The organism is Escherichia sp. E.sYA108, from assembly GCF_011754335.1.
Taxonomy (GTDB): domain Bacteria; phylum Pseudomonadota; class Gammaproteobacteria; order Enterobacterales; family Enterobacteriaceae; genus Escherichia; species Escherichia coli.
This window is the reverse complement of record NZ_JAAQVZ010000001.1, coordinates 4,523,086-4,537,421: the sequence shown is the minus strand read 5'-3', so window position 1 is coordinate 4,537,421 and position 14,336 is coordinate 4,523,086. Positions and strand designations below refer to the sequence as shown.

15 protein-coding genes and 1 pseudogene are annotated in these 14,336 nt (G+C 49.0%); 8 read left to right on the top strand and 8 right to left on the bottom strand.

Annotation, left to right across the window (positions count from 1 at the left end):
• Nucleotides 1-67: 67 nt before the first annotated feature.
• The gene (gene yjfY / locus HBM92_RS21745) at nt 68-343 is read right to left on the bottom strand and encodes a DUF1471 family protein YjfY (protein ID WP_000492915.1); all 276 of its coding nucleotides are present in this window, start codon (nt 341-343) and stop codon (nt 68-70) included.
• Between the two features lie 327 nt (nt 344-670).
• Here yjfY and rpsF point away from each other — a divergent pair, with 327 nt between their 5' ends.
• From rpsF to HBM92_RS25750, 6 genes and pseudogenes are all read left to right on the top strand, one after another.
• Nucleotides 671-1,066 carry a 30S ribosomal protein S6 gene (gene rpsF / locus HBM92_RS21740; RefSeq protein WP_001216676.1) on the top strand — a complete coding sequence of 132 codons (396 nt, stop codon included), beginning with the start codon at nt 671-673 and terminating at the stop codon, nt 1,064-1,066.
• A gap of 6 nt (nt 1,067-1,072) precedes the next feature.
• On the top strand, nt 1,073-1,387 hold the full coding sequence (gene priB / locus HBM92_RS21735; RefSeq protein WP_001296681.1) for a primosomal replication protein N: 315 nt from the start codon (nt 1,073-1,075) through the stop codon (nt 1,385-1,387).
• 4 nt (nt 1,388-1,391) lie between these two features.
• On the top strand, nt 1,392-1,619 hold the full coding sequence (gene rpsR, locus HBM92_RS21730) for a 30S ribosomal protein S18 (protein ID WP_000135199.1): 228 nt from the start codon (nt 1,392-1,394) through the stop codon (nt 1,617-1,619).
• A 41-nt stretch (nt 1,620-1,660) separates the two neighbouring features.
• Nucleotides 1,661-2,110, top strand: a complete 450-nt coding sequence (gene rplI, locus HBM92_RS21725) for a 50S ribosomal protein L9 (RefSeq protein ID WP_001196062.1) — start codon at nt 1,661-1,663, stop codon at nt 2,108-2,110.
• 401 nt (nt 2,111-2,511) lie between these two features.
• A complete protein-coding gene (locus tag HBM92_RS21720; protein WP_000516891.1) occupies nt 2,512-3,003 on the top strand; it encodes a helix-turn-helix domain-containing protein in 492 nt (163 codons plus the stop codon).
• 2 nt (nt 3,004-3,005) lie between these two features.
• Nucleotides 3,006-4,275: pseudogene (locus HBM92_RS25750) on the top strand (type II toxin-antitoxin system HipA family toxin).
• Between the two features lie 142 nt (nt 4,276-4,417).
• Here HBM92_RS25750 and HBM92_RS21705 read toward each other — a convergent pair.
• The 6 genes from HBM92_RS21705 to HBM92_RS21680 all read right to left on the bottom strand — a co-directional run bounded on the left by HBM92_RS21705 (nt 4,418) and on the right by HBM92_RS21680 (nt 11,837).
• Nucleotides 4,418-5,695, bottom strand: coding sequence for an MFS transporter (locus HBM92_RS21705; RefSeq protein WP_001033605.1), 1,278 nt, complete (start codon nt 5,693-5,695; stop codon nt 4,418-4,420).
• Nucleotides 5,696-5,787: 92 nt separating this feature from the next.
• Nucleotides 5,788-7,860: an FAD-binding protein gene (locus HBM92_RS21700; protein ID WP_000080379.1), complete on the bottom strand. Its 2,073-nt coding sequence runs from the start codon at nt 7,858-7,860 to the stop codon at nt 5,788-5,790.
• Nucleotides 7,857-9,398, bottom strand: coding sequence for an acyl CoA:acetate/3-ketoacid CoA transferase (locus HBM92_RS21695; RefSeq protein WP_001228952.1), 1,542 nt, complete (start codon nt 9,396-9,398; stop codon nt 7,857-7,859). Before HBM92_RS21695 ends, HBM92_RS21700 begins: the two co-directional genes overlap by 4 nt.
• Before the next feature lie 9 nt (nt 9,399-9,407).
• Nucleotides 9,408-10,184, bottom strand: a complete 777-nt coding sequence (locus tag HBM92_RS21690) for an enoyl-CoA hydratase/isomerase family protein (RefSeq protein WP_001283534.1) — start codon at nt 10,182-10,184, stop codon at nt 9,408-9,410.
• 9 nt (nt 10,185-10,193) lie between these two features.
• Complete coding sequence (locus HBM92_RS21685; RefSeq protein ID WP_001205231.1) at nt 10,194-11,036, bottom strand: sugar phosphate isomerase/epimerase family protein; 843 nt, start codon at nt 11,034-11,036, stop codon at nt 10,194-10,196.
• A 9-nt stretch (nt 11,037-11,045) separates the two neighbouring features.
• On the bottom strand, nt 11,046-11,837 hold the full coding sequence (locus HBM92_RS21680; protein WP_000843394.1) for a 3-ketoacyl-ACP reductase: 792 nt from the start codon (nt 11,835-11,837) through the stop codon (nt 11,046-11,048).
• 212 nt (nt 11,838-12,049) lie between these two features.
• Here HBM92_RS21680 and HBM92_RS21675 point away from each other — a divergent pair, with 212 nt between their 5' ends.
• Nucleotides 12,050-12,697, top strand: coding sequence for a TetR/AcrR family transcriptional regulator (locus HBM92_RS21675; RefSeq protein WP_001298021.1), 648 nt, complete (start codon nt 12,050-12,052; stop codon nt 12,695-12,697).
• On the opposite strand, the gene ytfB is transcribed toward HBM92_RS21675, so the two are convergent.
• Nucleotides 12,681-13,319 carry a cell division protein YtfB gene (ytfB, locus tag HBM92_RS21670; protein WP_001119474.1) on the bottom strand — a complete coding sequence of 213 codons (639 nt, stop codon included), beginning with the start codon at nt 13,317-13,319 and terminating at the stop codon, nt 12,681-12,683. The two genes, HBM92_RS21675 and ytfB, sit on opposite strands and share 17 nt — an antisense overlap.
• 217 nt (nt 13,320-13,536) lie before the next feature.
• Here ytfB and fklB point away from each other — a divergent pair, with 217 nt between their 5' ends.
• Nucleotides 13,537-14,157, top strand: a complete 621-nt coding sequence (gene fklB / locus HBM92_RS21665; RefSeq protein WP_000211229.1) for an FKBP-type peptidyl-prolyl cis-trans isomerase — start codon at nt 13,537-13,539, stop codon at nt 14,155-14,157.
• Nucleotides 14,158-14,336 lie beyond the last annotated feature (179 nt).

The following is a 14,336-nucleotide window of genomic DNA, read 5'->3' as shown; positions in this document are numbered from 1 at the left end:
TCAAAAAAAGCCCCCTGCGAAGGGGGCAAAGCAAACTATGGCAATGTTTCGTTGGTTATACCTGGTGCTAGCGATAAATATCCGCGCTGACGTGCATATTGCCGTTACTCCCCGGTTCCCGCATCAGAATCACATGGTAGTACGTTGCGCCTTGCGCATCTGTCTCTTCATTTAATGCCTGACGTGCTTCACTCTCAGTGGCGAAGTTATGATTGATATAAATCACGCCTAAGCTTTGCACATCGTCCATATTTCTGGCCTGGTGGTTATTAATTTCAATGGCTGCCCATGTATTTGCACTTAGCAAAAGCACAGCCAGAAGGGCTAAAACGCGACTGAACATAGATACCTCCTCGACGGCTGACTTTGTGTGCTCTCCTCTTGTGGTGATCTTCTGATTTAATTTTAATCAATGATAAAGAAGTTGATGGTGACCATTTCTGATGCAGTTGTTCAAAAAAACACCATGACGAAGTGTGATGAACTCCAAATCAGCGGTTTAGAGGTTATTTGCGAAAGGGGAGATTTATTTCGGCTCTGCCCTTGAGTTTTGCGGGGTATGTCAGTACTATAACGCGTCATTTTTCAGCCGACCTTTAACACGTTCCTTGCCTCCCCGGGATTCGGCTGACCCAGACAGGAGGCTGAATAATCCGTAAGGAGCAATTCGATGCGTCATTACGAAATCGTTTTTATGGTCCATCCTGACCAGAGCGAACAGGTTCCGGGCATGATCGAGCGCTACACTGCTGCCATCACTGGTGCAGAAGGCAAGATCCACCGTCTGGAAGACTGGGGCCGCCGTCAGCTGGCTTACCCGATCAACAAACTGCACAAAGCACACTACGTTCTGATGAACGTTGAAGCTCCGCAGGAAGTGATCGATGAGCTGGAAACTACCTTCCGCTTCAACGATGCCGTTATCCGCAGCATGGTTATGCGTACCAAGCACGCTGTTACCGAAGCATCTCCGATGGTTAAAGCGAAAGACGAGCGCCGTGAGCGTCGCGATGATTTCGCAAACGAAACCGCTGATGATGCTGAAGCTGGGGATTCTGAAGAGTAATTTCTGATGACCAACCGTCTGGTGTTGTCCGGCACCGTGTGCAGGACTCCCCTTCGAAAGGTCAGTCCATCAGGAATTCCTCACTGCCAGTTCGTGCTTGAGCATCGTTCTGTGCAGGAGGAAGCCGGCTTTCACCGGCAGGCGTGGTGCCAAATGCCCGTTATTGTTAGCGGACACGAAAACCAGGCCATTACTCACAGTATAACGGTCGGCAGTCGCATAACCGTTCAGGGGTTCATTTCATGCCATAAGGCAAAGAACGGACTGAGCAAAATGGTTTTGCATGCCGAGCAGATTGAATTGATAGATTCTGGAGACTAGCCATATGGCACGTTATTTCCGTCGTCGCAAGTTCTGCCGTTTCACCGCGGAAGGCGTTCAAGAGATCGACTATAAAGATATCGCTACGCTGAAAAACTACATCACCGAAAGCGGTAAGATTGTCCCAAGCCGTATCACCGGTACCCGTGCAAAATACCAGCGTCAGCTGGCTCGCGCTATCAAACGCGCTCGCTACCTGTCCCTGCTGCCGTACACTGATCGCCATCAGTAATCGGTCACGGTCCATTAATACGACTTTGAGAGGATAAGGTAATGCAAGTTATTCTGCTTGATAAAGTAGCAAACCTGGGTAGCCTGGGTGATCAGGTAAACGTTAAAGCGGGCTATGCTCGTAACTTCCTGGTACCGCAGGGTAAAGCTGTTCCAGCTACCAAGAAAAACATTGAATTCTTCGAAGCACGTCGCGCTGAACTGGAAGCTAAACTGGCTGAAGTTCTGGCAGCAGCTAATGCTCGCGCTGAGAAAATCAATGCACTGGAAACTGTTACCATCGCGTCTAAAGCTGGCGACGAAGGTAAACTGTTCGGTTCCATCGGTACTCGCGACATCGCTGACGCTGTAACTGCAGCTGGCGTTGAAGTGGCTAAGAGCGAAGTTCGTCTGCCGAACGGCGTTCTGCGTACCACTGGCGAACACGAAGTGAGCTTCCAGGTTCACAGCGAAGTATTCGCGAAAGTGATCGTAAACGTAGTAGCTGAATAATTCGTTATTCAACGAGACGTAAAAACGCCGACCAGTGGTCGGCGTTTTGCTTTTAAGCGATAAAAACCGCAGAAATAGACGTTCCCTCCATAAATCTCTTGCTATTCCTTTTATAAAAAGTTCGCAGTACCCATACCTGGCCCCCAGCCTCGCCGCTGGTAGTTCGTGTCATGTTTTTTACGCGTAAAACACGACAAAAGCATCAATACAGCGATCGTCTCACTTGTATGATAATAAAAACAATATGTTATATATGAATGTGCTGTTATTTTATTGTTTTTATATATAAAAAGATAAAATATCATCACTTTCGTAATCTTGAACGCTTTGCAGGTGCGTTCAATCCAATAAATGCTAATATTATGGCTATCATAGCCATAAAAAGATAAAATATTATCACTATGGGTAAAAAAACAGCACCGTTACTCCCTTATACGAATCAGATGCTTAGTGAATTTGGTGAGCGGCTGAAACTTGCTCGTTTACGACGCAGGCTTACCGCAAAGCAAGTTGCTGAACGTGCTGGGATGTCGCCAATAACATTGCGCTCTCTGGAGTCAGGAAGTGCAGGGGTCACGATAGGGGCATATTTGTCTGTGATGCAGGTTTTGGGCCTGGAAACGGATTTAAATAAGCTTGCAGCTGAAGACGACTTAGGGCGTCAGCTCCAGGATTCCCGTTTGATTAAAAAAAGAGGGCTTTCTCGTGCATCAAGTAAGAATGAAGAAGGTTCTCAGACAGCCTCATTGCAGATGAGGCACGAGAAAGAAGGTCATCTCACCACGGATTTAACAGCACTGGCAGAAGGCTCGACGCCATCTATTACAGGAGAAACATCAACCTCTCTTGCAGCACTATTAAAACCGATAAAAAAACCGTTAAAAGGAAATTAATTATGGCATTAATCGGAGTGTATGCGGATTGGGAAGGCCTGGATGGTCCGGAGCGGATTGGTTATTTACACAGTCGCCGCACTCGGACGCGTGAGATATTTGAGTTTGAGTACGATAAAAAGGCGCTTGCAGATCCTTCACTTAATTTCATTCAGTTAGATCCTGAAATAATGTTGTATGAGGGAGCACAGTACCCAATTCCTCCAAAGGATAAATTTGGTGCATTTAGTGATTCCTGCCCGGATCGTTGGGGGCGTATGCTAATGAAGCGTCGTTTTGAGAGGGATATTCGAGACGGGTTATGTGATAAAGACTCCCACCTTTATGAGTCTGATTATCTACTAGGTGTTCATGATCTTTATCGGGTTGGGGCTCTTCGATACAAACGTGAAGACGCTGGAGAGTTTCTTGATAATCGCATTGATGTTGCAGCCCCACCATTTACCGAAATAGCGAGTCTGGAAAGGGCTAGCCGGGCAATTGAAGAAGATCCTGATAATAAAGAGCTAATGGGGCAAAAATGGTTAAGAATGCTAATCGCTCCGGGGGGATCATTAGGGGGGGGCACGTCCGAAAACCAGTGTTGTTGATGAAGCTGGGCATCTCTACATCGCTAAATTTCCCAGTGTAAAAGATGAGTATGATGTTGGTGGATGGGAAATGGTCGTTAATGCACTTGCTGTTGGCTGTGGACTGAATGTTGCACCTGCTCAGGCGCATAAATTTGCCAGCAATTACCATTGTTTTATGGTTCGTCGTTTTGACCGCACTAATGCGGGAAGGCGTCTGCATTTTGCTTCGGCTATGACACTAACCAGGCATCAGGATGGTGAAGATGCCTCTACAGGTGTGAGTTATCTGGAATTAGCAGATGTTCTTATCAGACATGGAGCGCAGACTAATACTGACCTTAAGGAACTCTGGTCCAGGATTGTTTTTAATATTCTTGTTTCTAATACCGATGACCATTTACGTAATCATGGATATATCTTGATACCGGGAAAAGGTTGGCGGCTTTCTGAGGCATATGATTTGAATCCTGTTGCCAGGTCTGACGGTCTAAAACTCAATATTACAGAAAATGATAATGCACTTGATTTGGAATTAGCTCGAGAAGTTGCGGAGTATTTTCGACTTGGTTTGACAGAAGCAGATGACATTATTGCTAATTTTAGAGGGATTGTCAGTCAGTGGCGAATCATTGCCGAGCGTCTTCGATTACCTGGTCGTGAGCAAGAGTTAATGGCAGAGGCGTTCAGGGGGGCAATTTAGAATAGTTATTTTGATATATTCGCTAAATCATAAATTTGCGAAGCAATGCCAGTAGATACTGAACGTTTTGGAAGAGACGTTTAATTTATGAGAAAAATAGAAACGCTACAAAGCTAAATTATAGCGTTTCTATGTAAAATAATTAGCTTGTCGCTAACTGTACTTGTGGTTCTTCGTCTTTAACTTTGATAAGCATCCACAGCGCAATGGCGCCAATAATGTCAAAGAAAGCCAGGGCAATAAAGAACGGCGCGAAGCCAATAATGTGAACGAATGCCCCGATAAACAGGTTGAAAATCAACTGACCGCTCCATGCACAGGCTCCTGCCATACCCACAGCGGTAGCTACTTCGTCTTTTTTGAATAGGTCACCGCCCAGAGTTGCTGCAACAGTAGAAAGACATTGATGCGAGAATGCGCCAATGCTAATCAGTAATACGGCGATGTAGGGATTTTCGACAATACTCACCAGACCAATCGTCATCATAATGACGGCTGCAATAGTGAAGGTAATTCTTCGTGAGTTAATTAAACTCACGCCGCGATCGTGGAAGAACTTCGCGACAAAACCACTGGCTAAACAGCCGAGATCGCCCAGCAGGAAAGGTAGCCAGACGAACATGGCAATTTCTTTCAGGCTAAAATGCAGCGTTTCGACGAAGAAAATCGGTACCCAGAAGTTAATGGTTCCCCATGCCGGGTCAGCGAGAAAACGCGCGATGCCAATCCCCCAGAAATTACGTTGGCTGAGGATATGCTTGATTGACGTTTTTTCTTTCTTATCTGTTTTAAGATGCTGTTCTTGCCCAGACTCAATATAGTGGCGCTCTTCATCAGAAAGGCGTTTAGCATCTTTTGGATCTTTATAACAAAAGAACCAAAATAAAGCCGCGAGTAAAGCAAGGCTACCTGAGACAATAAACGCAAATTGCCAGCTATGAAACATAATGCACCAGGCAATCAACGGTGGAGCAAGCATCGCGCCGAGTGAGGTGCCCATATTGAAAACACCTGTCGCCACGCCACGCTCTTTTGCCGGGAACCATGTTGATGCGGTTTTTACACCCGCAGGAATTGCCGATGCTTCGCTGAAACCCATCAGGGCGCGCATAAATGCCAGACCTGACCATGTTCCTGTCAAGGCATGCCCCATTGTCGCCAGGCCCCAGATTGCGGCACATATCGCAAAACTTAACTTCAGACCCACGGTATCAATAAAGAAGCCCATTATCGGTTGCCCCAATGTATAGGCCAACTGGAATGCACTGACAATCCATGAATATTGTTCTTTGGTTATTCCGGTTGTCTCCATAATCGTTGGAGCCGCAATACCTAACGCCGTTCTGTCCAGATAATTGATTACAGTGATAAAGCATACGAGGGCAATCATATGCCATCGATAATTCTTTATTTTATTCATTTTTAAACCTTTTAATTATATTAATAAACCCTGGTTGTTGGTATTTCCATGTAATAGGCAATAAAAATCAGGTACAGAGGAAATATTGGAAATTATTGTGTGTAAATGTCTCCCTTTAAAAAGTCTGGCCAGTTTTTTTCAAAGTAAATACCGTTAATACACGGTTGCATACGTAAAGACTTTACTTCGGTAATAAAAGAACCTTGCGAATATTGAATTGTTAATTTGTGATTTTTGTCTTCAGCGAGTTCAGAGCGAAAACGCCATTCTTCTTTTGCGCCGCGACGAGTTTGTGGTAGGCATTTGCCTTGTGGATCAATAACCATACGCGCCCCACGGCTACCACCACCAGCATCAATATAATGCGTTAATTGTGTTAATACCGCGGCAGAAGTCAGCGTCATATGCCGCCACATAAACAGCTCGGCAACTTCACCCACATGTTTGATTGCCAATCCATGTCGTTGGACAAATTCGTTCAATAGCAGGGCATCACGAGTGGCACGTCGGACTTTATCGGCATGGCAAATAAATCCCGCATAGTCAGACATTCGTGCCTGAATTTTTTCTCTCACAACCGACAACGGCATCCCGGACCCGTTATCGTGCGCCTGAGTAATGATCTCTCTTATAGAAGCCAGTGCCGGAGCTGCCAGCTGTGCAATATCTCCATCAATATTCCGCTTTTGCGTGCAACCAATAAAGCGCGCCAGACGAACAGCAAAAACCTGCCCGGCATTCAACGCCGCGCCGCCAGGTCGGGTGACGCCGTGTGTGCCAGCAACTTCCCCCACCGCAAAACAACCGGGCAGAGATGTTTGTCCCCAGATATCGACTTCAATGCCGCCATTCATGTGCTGATTATTCATGGCAAACTGCAATGGCTGCGTGATGAGATCGTAACCGTGCATCTTATACAGCGAGATAGACAGAGGATTCATTTGTTGCAGGCGTTCGATGGGCGATGGTGCCAGAGCGTCGTTATTTTCCAGATACGCGCGAACGTCGTCGTCCAGTCGATCTAATGAGAACGGTAGGTCACCCGGCACAGGTTCTGGATTACGATTGAAATCCATAAATACCTGACGACCATGTTGCTGCTCTTGCGCTACTGCCATATCTAACAAGCTGGAGCCAAAATCCATTACCCGCGTGGCGTGGAACGGCCACTGATAGCCTTTACGGAAAATGTTTGAAGCCAGCTCCTGGGTGGTGCGATAGTAATCCGCGAGGAAGTTATACTCGTTGCCCCCGGCATCCACGGAATAGATATATGGGATCACCTGTACATAGGTGCCGGACAAATTCCACGGAAACGTGCTGCGCGGTGTGCCTATACCAAACTGGCTTTCAGTCAGATTCGTTAACGTCAGACCTTCCTCCAGCGCCAGCCCCAGCGAGCCGAAACATTTGTGTGGATACACACTGTCGCGATAAAGCTCGCCAGGCCCTCCTGTTGCCAGTACCACATTGGGCGCAGTCACAATTGCCAGCCCCCATGGGTTATGGGCGCGATGACCGGTCGCGAGGATTGCCCCCGCCACACGGTCTTCACCGTTTTCGTCACGCTGATGCAGCAGTTTAATCACTGTTGCACTGGCCAACATTGGGATAGCAAGACGCTGTACTTCTTCCAGCAGCACTTTCACCATTAACCTTGAGGTACGCGGCCCACACGAGGTTGCACGCCCGGCTTCGTCATGGTCGGTTTGATAACGAAGAATCGCGCCATAGCGATCTTCCGGTAATTCCAGACCAAGATATTGCAACCCGCCAAGAGTGTGCAGAGAACCTACCGCTTCGACATAAGCGGTGTCGTGATCCATCGCCCCACCGCTCGCCAGTGCCTCTGCCAGTTTGGTGAAGTTGTCGCCGTTGCCCGCGGTAGCGGCGGTAAACAGTGTTTGTTTATCAGAGCCAGAACATGCCGACGTCCCCATATATAACCCGGCGGTGGCGATTAACACATTTTGCTGGCGGCGTTTAAGTTCCACAGCTGCACGTAGCCCTGCTGCACCACTGCCGACTACCAGGGCATCTGTTTTCCAGAGTGGGTAATCAACACCGTCTACCGTGACAACCCATGCGGGTTCTGCCTGTGCAAAACCCTTTGGGAAAGTAACGTGTGTCAGTGCATCAAGGATGGCCTCATCAAGCTGGCTCATGCATCCTCCATCGGCGTAAACAGGCTACTTTCCATCAGGCGTGGGTGCTTGATAATTGGACGGAAGGCCATGAATGGCAGAATGTCGCGCTCAATCTCTACGCCAGGGGCGATCTCAATTAATTCAACGCCTTCTGCCGTTAACTGGAATACCGCACGTTCGGTGATATACAGCACTTCCTGACCGCTTTGCTGTGCGTATGCGGCGCTAAAGGTGATTTTTTCCACCAGGGTAACCAGTTTAGGGATTTGACCTGACTGGGCGATATGCAAGCCATCTGGCGTTACATCAATCTTGCTGCCTTTGGCGTCGAACGTACCGCAAAACACCACTTTACGGGCGTTTTGTGCAATTTCGAGAAATCCGCCGGGGCCAATGAGATTGCCATTAAGATGGGAGACGTTGACGTTACCGTATTGATCCATCTCTCCCATGCCGAGGAAGGTGATATCGATGCCGCCGCCACTGTAGAATTCAAATTGATCGAGTGATGGAATAATGGCATCGGCGTTACGGGCGCAGCCGAACAGAGCATCATCCAGCATCATGCCGTTATGCACACCCTGTTCTACACTCAGCCACAAACTTTGATAAGGCACGCCTTCGCGCAGCGCAACCCCAGGAATACCGCCCGGAATACCAAAGCCAAAGTTGGTTGAAGCGCCTGCCACCAGTTCCCGCGCTGCCCGACGGGCAATCAGGCGACGCACCGGATGACTAACCAGTTCAATAGCGTCGTTAGAACTTAGACGGCGATGTTGACCGCTGATGGTCAGGTCGTAACCGCCAAGATAGGTTTGCGGTTGTTCGCGGTGCTCAACGATGCCATCGACCAGAATTCCTGGTAGTTTGACCCGACGTGGTTCAATGGTACCTGCTTCCAGCACATCGCGGACCTGTACGAACACTTTGCCGCCGCTGTTGTGTGCTGCCAGCGCCATCGAATAGCTATCCATATCAATCGCCTCTTCTTCGAGGCTGACGTTGCCACGCGGATCGGCATAGGTGCCGCGCAAAATCGCGTAGTCCACTTTGAAAGGGCGATAACGAAGTTTGGTCTCACCGTCGATTTCAATCAGTTCTACCAGGTCGTCGGTAGTGCATTCATTCGACTTACCGCCACCATTGCGTGGATCAACAAACGATCCCAGCCCAACGTGGGTAAAAAGCCCCGGACGTCCGGCACCGATCTCCCGCAGCAGTGCCTGAATTACGCCACCAGGGAAACAGTAGGCTTCAATAGCATTGCTTTTCACCAGTTCCTGCATCTTGGGCGACCAGGTAAAATGTCCGGCAATAATGCGTTTGAGCATTTCGGCGTGAGCAAAACGGTTAGTGCCTTTGCTATCGCGATCGCCAATACCCAGCGAGTGGATTAATGTCAGATCGCGCGGGTGTCCGGTTTGCAGAAAGCGCGCTTCAATGGCGGCCAGAATATGGTCAGCTTCCACCATGCCGCCGCCGTTACCGCTAATGGCAATGGTTGCGCCGTCCTGAATTTGCGCCGCCAGTGTCTCGGCGGTTGATAACTTACGCATACAATTTCCTTATTGATTGTGGAAGCTCACGCCGGCTTTTTCGGCAAATGCGTGCGTCGCCTGTTGGCAATCCTGAGTGGCGGACATTAATCCAGCCAGTAACTGGTGGGAGTAATCGGCGTGTTTATTTTCCAGCGCCAGAATCAGTTGCTTAATATGTGCCAGTGCCACCGGACCACATTTTTCCAGCTGCGCTAACTGGTTCGCCATCCAGCTTTCCACCTGTTCTTTTTCTACCACTTCATCAATTAAATTCGCCGCCTGAGCTTCCTGCGCCGTCAGGCGTTTACCCAGCATCAGCATCTGGCGACCGACCACCGGGCCAACCTGATTAAGCACGCGTTCAATGCCCATCCAGCCAGGCACCATGCCGAGCATCACTTCAGGATTAGAGAATTTTGCGTGGGGGCGAGCGATACGAATATCACAGCACAAGGCAAGTTCAATACCGCCACCGATGGTATGACCGTTGAGATTCGCAACGGTTAATTGGGGTAAGTTGCGCAGGCGATTAAAAACGTCATTACCGCGTTTAATCCATTTTCTGCCCATATCTAATGGCGAATAGGCCGACCACGATTTAATATCGCCGCCCGCACAAAAGAATTTATCGCCGGTTGCCGTTAATTCGACTAAGCGTAATGCCGTGTCATTTTCAATTTCATTTAAATAATGGTCGAGAGATTCGATCATTTCTTCATTAATAGCATGACATTTATCTTCACGGTTCAATGTCAGGCGGCAAGAAGCCGCCGCTCTGCTGAACAGAACGGGTTGGTCACTCATGATTATTCCTTAACAATAATGTGCGATGCGATCGACGCTAATATCCAGCGTGCTGTTAATATCTTTCTGCCACCAGTACGGTGAGAATATTTCCAGTTCAATAGCGCCATTAAATCCGGCGTTTTCAACCAGCCGACGAATTGACGGAATATTGATGACACCATCTCCCGGCATTCCACGGTCATTGACCAGATCGGTGGTCGGCACTAACCAGTCGGAAACATGAAACGCGAGGATGCGTTTTCCGGCACGCAGGATCTGACTGGCGAGATCCGGGTCCCACCAGACATGGTAGACATCTACCGCCACGCCGAGGCCAAATTCGCCATCGGGATCGAGTTCATCACACCAGTCCAGCGCCTGACGTAACGTGCACAAACAGGAACGATCGGCTGCGGTCATCGGGTGTAGCGGCTCCAGCGCAATCGGCACGCCGACCTCTTTCGAATGTGGCAGTAACTGGCGAATCCCTTGTTTCACTTGTTCCCGCGCTTCATACAGATCTTTTGTTCCCATTGGCAGACCGCCAACCACCTGCATATAACAGGCGGCGTTCAGTACAGCGGCGTCGTCCAGCGCCCGGCGGTTATCGTCAATCGCCAGTTTGCGCTCCGCCAGCGTCGGTGCGGTGTAGTAGGTGCTACGGCACAAACCGGAAACGTTTATGTTACTGGCAGCAAGCTGGCGGGCGATTTGCTGGAGATCTTCACCCTGCAACTCCCTGCGCCAGGGGGCAATGGCGCCAATACCGCGTGCGGCGCAGGCATCAATAATGGCGGGCAGCGGCGTTTTATAGCCCAGTGTCGCGGTATTGATACTGAATAAATCCGGGCGTTGTAACAGATCTCTCATGATTCAGCCTCAGAAGCGCGGCATACTTAAGCCGCCGTCGATGGCGACCGCCTGACCACAGGTGTAAATCAGTTTACCTTCCGCCATCGCGCGGACAGTGGAAGCAATATCAGCCGGATAACCCCAACGTCCCCACGGCACCAGACCTTTGGCAATCAGTTCGTCGTAATAGGCCGTTGCCGGAATAGTCATATCGGTTTTGATGAGACCAGGACGCACTTCATAAACGCCAATTTGTTCATTACAAAGGCGAGCAGCAAACAGACGAGCAGCGGCAGAGACGGCAGTTTTGGCAATGGTATATTCGCCGCGATTCATCGCCAGCATGATGGCGTTGATGGAACTGACGAAAATAATCGAGCGGTGCGGCAGTTCTGCTTCCGGTTTCGGCTGTGCCAGTAAGCGCTTACTGAATGCCTGAGCGAGGAAGAACGGTGCGCGGGTGTTAATGGCAATATTTTGGTCGAAGCTGTCTGGTTCGAGGTCGAGAAGGTCACCGCGTTTTTTCACTGAAATGCCTGCGTTGTTGAGCAGGCAGTCCAGACGTCCCCACTGGTTTTGCGCTGCGTCGAGCATCTCTTCATGCAGGGAGAGATCGCCCACATCAGCAGGGAAGCAAATCACTTCCACGCCTTCCGCCAGACATTCTTGTTGTGTGGCATGTAATTTTTCTACGCTATCCGCATCCGGACGATCATTAATCAGCAGATTAAATCCGCCACGCGCAAGCTCCAGCGCACAGCCCTTTCCAATACCACGTGCGGCTCCGGTAATCACGGCAACAGGACGAGTGGATTTCATACAATAGCTCTCTTTTTTTGAATTTTGTTTCCTTAGTGATGATTAGCTTGCGACTGGAGGATAAAAAGATCAACCATCTAGTTGGTTGATATGCGATGGCGATCACAGGACATTTGATAACCTGATGAAAGTACAAGTTTTTGCCCTTTTTTCTGAAGCTGAAATCAAATCAGGTTATGATAGTCACCACGAAGAGGTCGTGGGGAAGCGTTATGTATCTTGATACCAGCAACGTACAGAGCCTGAAAGAAAAGCTGCTGTTATGCGCGGTTAATGAATTTGCCGAATATGGTTACGAAGGGGCCAGAGTCGATAATATCGTCAAGGCCGCGGGGTGCAGTAAACAAACGGTTTATCACCACTTTGGTAATAAAGAAAATTTATTTATCGAAGTACTGGAATATACCTGGAACGATATTCGACAAAAAGAAAAGGCCCTTGATTTCTCAGATCTTCCGCCACAGAAAGCCATTGAGAAAATAATCGATTTTACATGGGATTATTATATTTCTAATCCCTGGTTTTTAAAAATTGTGCATAGTGAAAATCAAAGTAAGGGTGTGCATTATGCAAAATCACAGCGTCTTTTAGAAATTAACCATGCGCACTTGCAGTTAATGGAATCCTTATTGGATGAAGGGAAGAAACAAAATATTTTTAAGCCAGATATCGACCCATTGCAGGTGAATATTAATATTGCTGCGCTTGGGGGATATTATTTGATCAACCAGCATACGCTTGGCCTGGTTTATCACATCAGTATGGTTTCACCCCAGGCACTGGAAGCCAGACGTAAGGTCATCAAAGAGACAATCCTTAGCTGGCTTTTGGTTGACCCTTCATCTACCGCGCGCGAATAAAACTGCCATCCGGCTGGCGGGTAAACAGGACCTGTTGATTATTCCCCGTATCAATGGTTAAGCCCGTCACCACGCCGCTGGCGTTCTGGCGGATTTTCACCATCTGCCCGTTTTGCAAATTACTCAGTGGCTTATCCGCGCCTTCTACCTGCGCCATGGCATAGACATCGGTAGCGGGCAGTCCGTGGTCGCGGAACAGCTGCGCCATCGTTTTACCGGGTTCGACACGATAGGAGCGCCATTGATTATCAATTCCGCTATCTGGCTGGAATGGTTGCGTATGGGTGGTTTGCGGCTGCTCTTCTGGTTGGCCTTCCTGTATTGGTTCTGGAGCGACCGGAGCCACCTGATCAGGATCATTTTGTGGCGTGACTAATTGCGCCCGCAGCTGTTCTTCTGTCGGTGGTTGTGATTGCGACTGAATATCTAACTGCGCTTCACGCGTCACCACCGGCGCGTTGGGCGTATCATCAGATGGAAGCAGAAATCCGACTACCAATACAATGGCGGCAATAATGATCCCCCGACGATGCATCGGCGGCAGCGGGTCCATGAAGCGAAAATTGTCCGGCGCGTGCCAGACTTTCTCCAGGGTTGGTTTTAGTTCAAAGCGCCCGGGCATGGTTTCCTCCTGCTCCGCGTCTTGTTCCTCAATCATAGCCTATGAATAAGCTAACGCTATGATGTCCGTGGTAAACCCGCCTTTATTATATTCATACGGGATATTGCTATTGTTTCTTTTTCCCCGGGATTTGTCATCATTCCCGCGACAAAGTTTTACCCAAAGAAGTGTGGCTGATATGCTGCCCGCTACTTTATACCCTAAGAAAGGAAATACGATGACCACCCCAACTTTTGACACCATCGAAGCGCAAGCAAGCTACGGCATTGGTTTGCAGGTAGGGCAACAACTGAGTGAATCTGGCCTGGAAGGGCTGCTGCCAGAAGCACTGGTTGCAGGCATTGCCGATGCGCTGGAAGGCAAACATCCGGCTGTTCCGGTTGATGTGGTGCACCGCGCGCTGCGTGAAATCCACGAACGCGCCGATGCCGTTCGTCGTCAGCGTTTCCAGACGATGGCTGCTGAAGGTGTGAAATACCTGGAAGAAAACGCCAAAAAAGAAGGTGTAAATAGCACCGAATCTGGCCTGCAATTCCGCGTGATCAACCAGGGCGAAGGCGCAATTCCGGCACGTACCGACCGCGTTCGTGTTCATTACACCGGAAAACTGATCGACGGCACCGTGTTTGACAGCTCCGTTGCTCGCGGCGAGCCAGCTGAATTCCCGGTTAACGGCGTGATCCCTGGCTGGATTGAAGCACTGACTCTGATGCCAGTAGGTTCTAAATGGGAACTGACTATCCCGCAGGAACTGGCATATGGCGAGCGTGGCGCAGGCGCGTCCATCCCTCCGTTCAGCACCCTGGTGTTTGAAGTCGAACTGCTGGAAATCCTCTAAGCAGCGCATTCTGTTCCCCTCGAACCAGAGGGGAGCAGGCATTCAGCAATAAACCCTTCAGTTTGCCAAACGGCGCTATTTTATGTTGCAAAGACCCTGTAAGCGTGTATTTTTGTGAGCTGTTTCGCGTTATCACCGTGATATGACACTCACTTTAAACATAAAATTAACATTAGATC

What these genes read in the sequence shown, in the direction of transcription:
- HBM92_RS21675 (WP_001298021.1), top strand. Translation starts at nt 12,050, where the DNA reads ATGTATCTTGATACCAGCAACGTACAGAGCCTGAAAGAAAAGCTGCTG.
- yjfY (WP_000492915.1), bottom strand. Translation starts at nt 343, where the DNA reads ATGTTCAGTCGCGTTTTAGCCCTTCTGGCTGTGCTTTTGCTAAGTGCA.
- HBM92_RS21705 (WP_001033605.1), bottom strand. Translation starts at nt 5,695, where the DNA reads ATGAATAAAATAAAGAATTATCGATGGCATATGATTGCCCTCGTATGC.
- HBM92_RS21680 (WP_000843394.1), bottom strand. Translation starts at nt 11,837, where the DNA reads ATGAAATCCACTCGTCCTGTTGCCGTGATTACCGGAGCCGCACGTGGT.
- HBM92_RS21690 (WP_001283534.1), bottom strand. Translation starts at nt 10,184, where the DNA reads ATGAGTGACCAACCCGTTCTGTTCAGCAGAGCGGCGGCTTCTTGCCGC.
- HBM92_RS21700 (WP_000080379.1), bottom strand. Translation starts at nt 7,860, where the DNA reads ATGAGCCAGCTTGATGAGGCCATCCTTGATGCACTGACACACGTTACT.
- rplI (WP_001196062.1), top strand. Translation starts at nt 1,661, where the DNA reads ATGCAAGTTATTCTGCTTGATAAAGTAGCAAACCTGGGTAGCCTGGGT.
- rpsR (WP_000135199.1), top strand. Translation starts at nt 1,392, where the DNA reads ATGGCACGTTATTTCCGTCGTCGCAAGTTCTGCCGTTTCACCGCGGAA.
- priB (WP_001296681.1), top strand. Translation starts at nt 1,073, where the DNA reads ATGACCAACCGTCTGGTGTTGTCCGGCACCGTGTGCAGGACTCCCCTT.
- HBM92_RS21685 (WP_001205231.1), bottom strand. Translation starts at nt 11,036, where the DNA reads ATGAGAGATCTGTTACAACGCCCGGATTTATTCAGTATCAATACCGCG.
- HBM92_RS21720 (WP_000516891.1), top strand. Translation starts at nt 2,512, where the DNA reads ATGGGTAAAAAAACAGCACCGTTACTCCCTTATACGAATCAGATGCTT.
- rpsF (WP_001216676.1), top strand. Translation starts at nt 671, where the DNA reads ATGCGTCATTACGAAATCGTTTTTATGGTCCATCCTGACCAGAGCGAA.
- fklB (WP_000211229.1), top strand. Translation starts at nt 13,537, where the DNA reads ATGACCACCCCAACTTTTGACACCATCGAAGCGCAAGCAAGCTACGGC.
- HBM92_RS21695 (WP_001228952.1), bottom strand. Translation starts at nt 9,398, where the DNA reads ATGCGTAAGTTATCAACCGCCGAGACACTGGCGGCGCAAATTCAGGAC.
- ytfB (WP_001119474.1), bottom strand. Translation starts at nt 13,319, where the DNA reads ATGCCCGGGCGCTTTGAACTAAAACCAACCCTGGAGAAAGTCTGGCAC.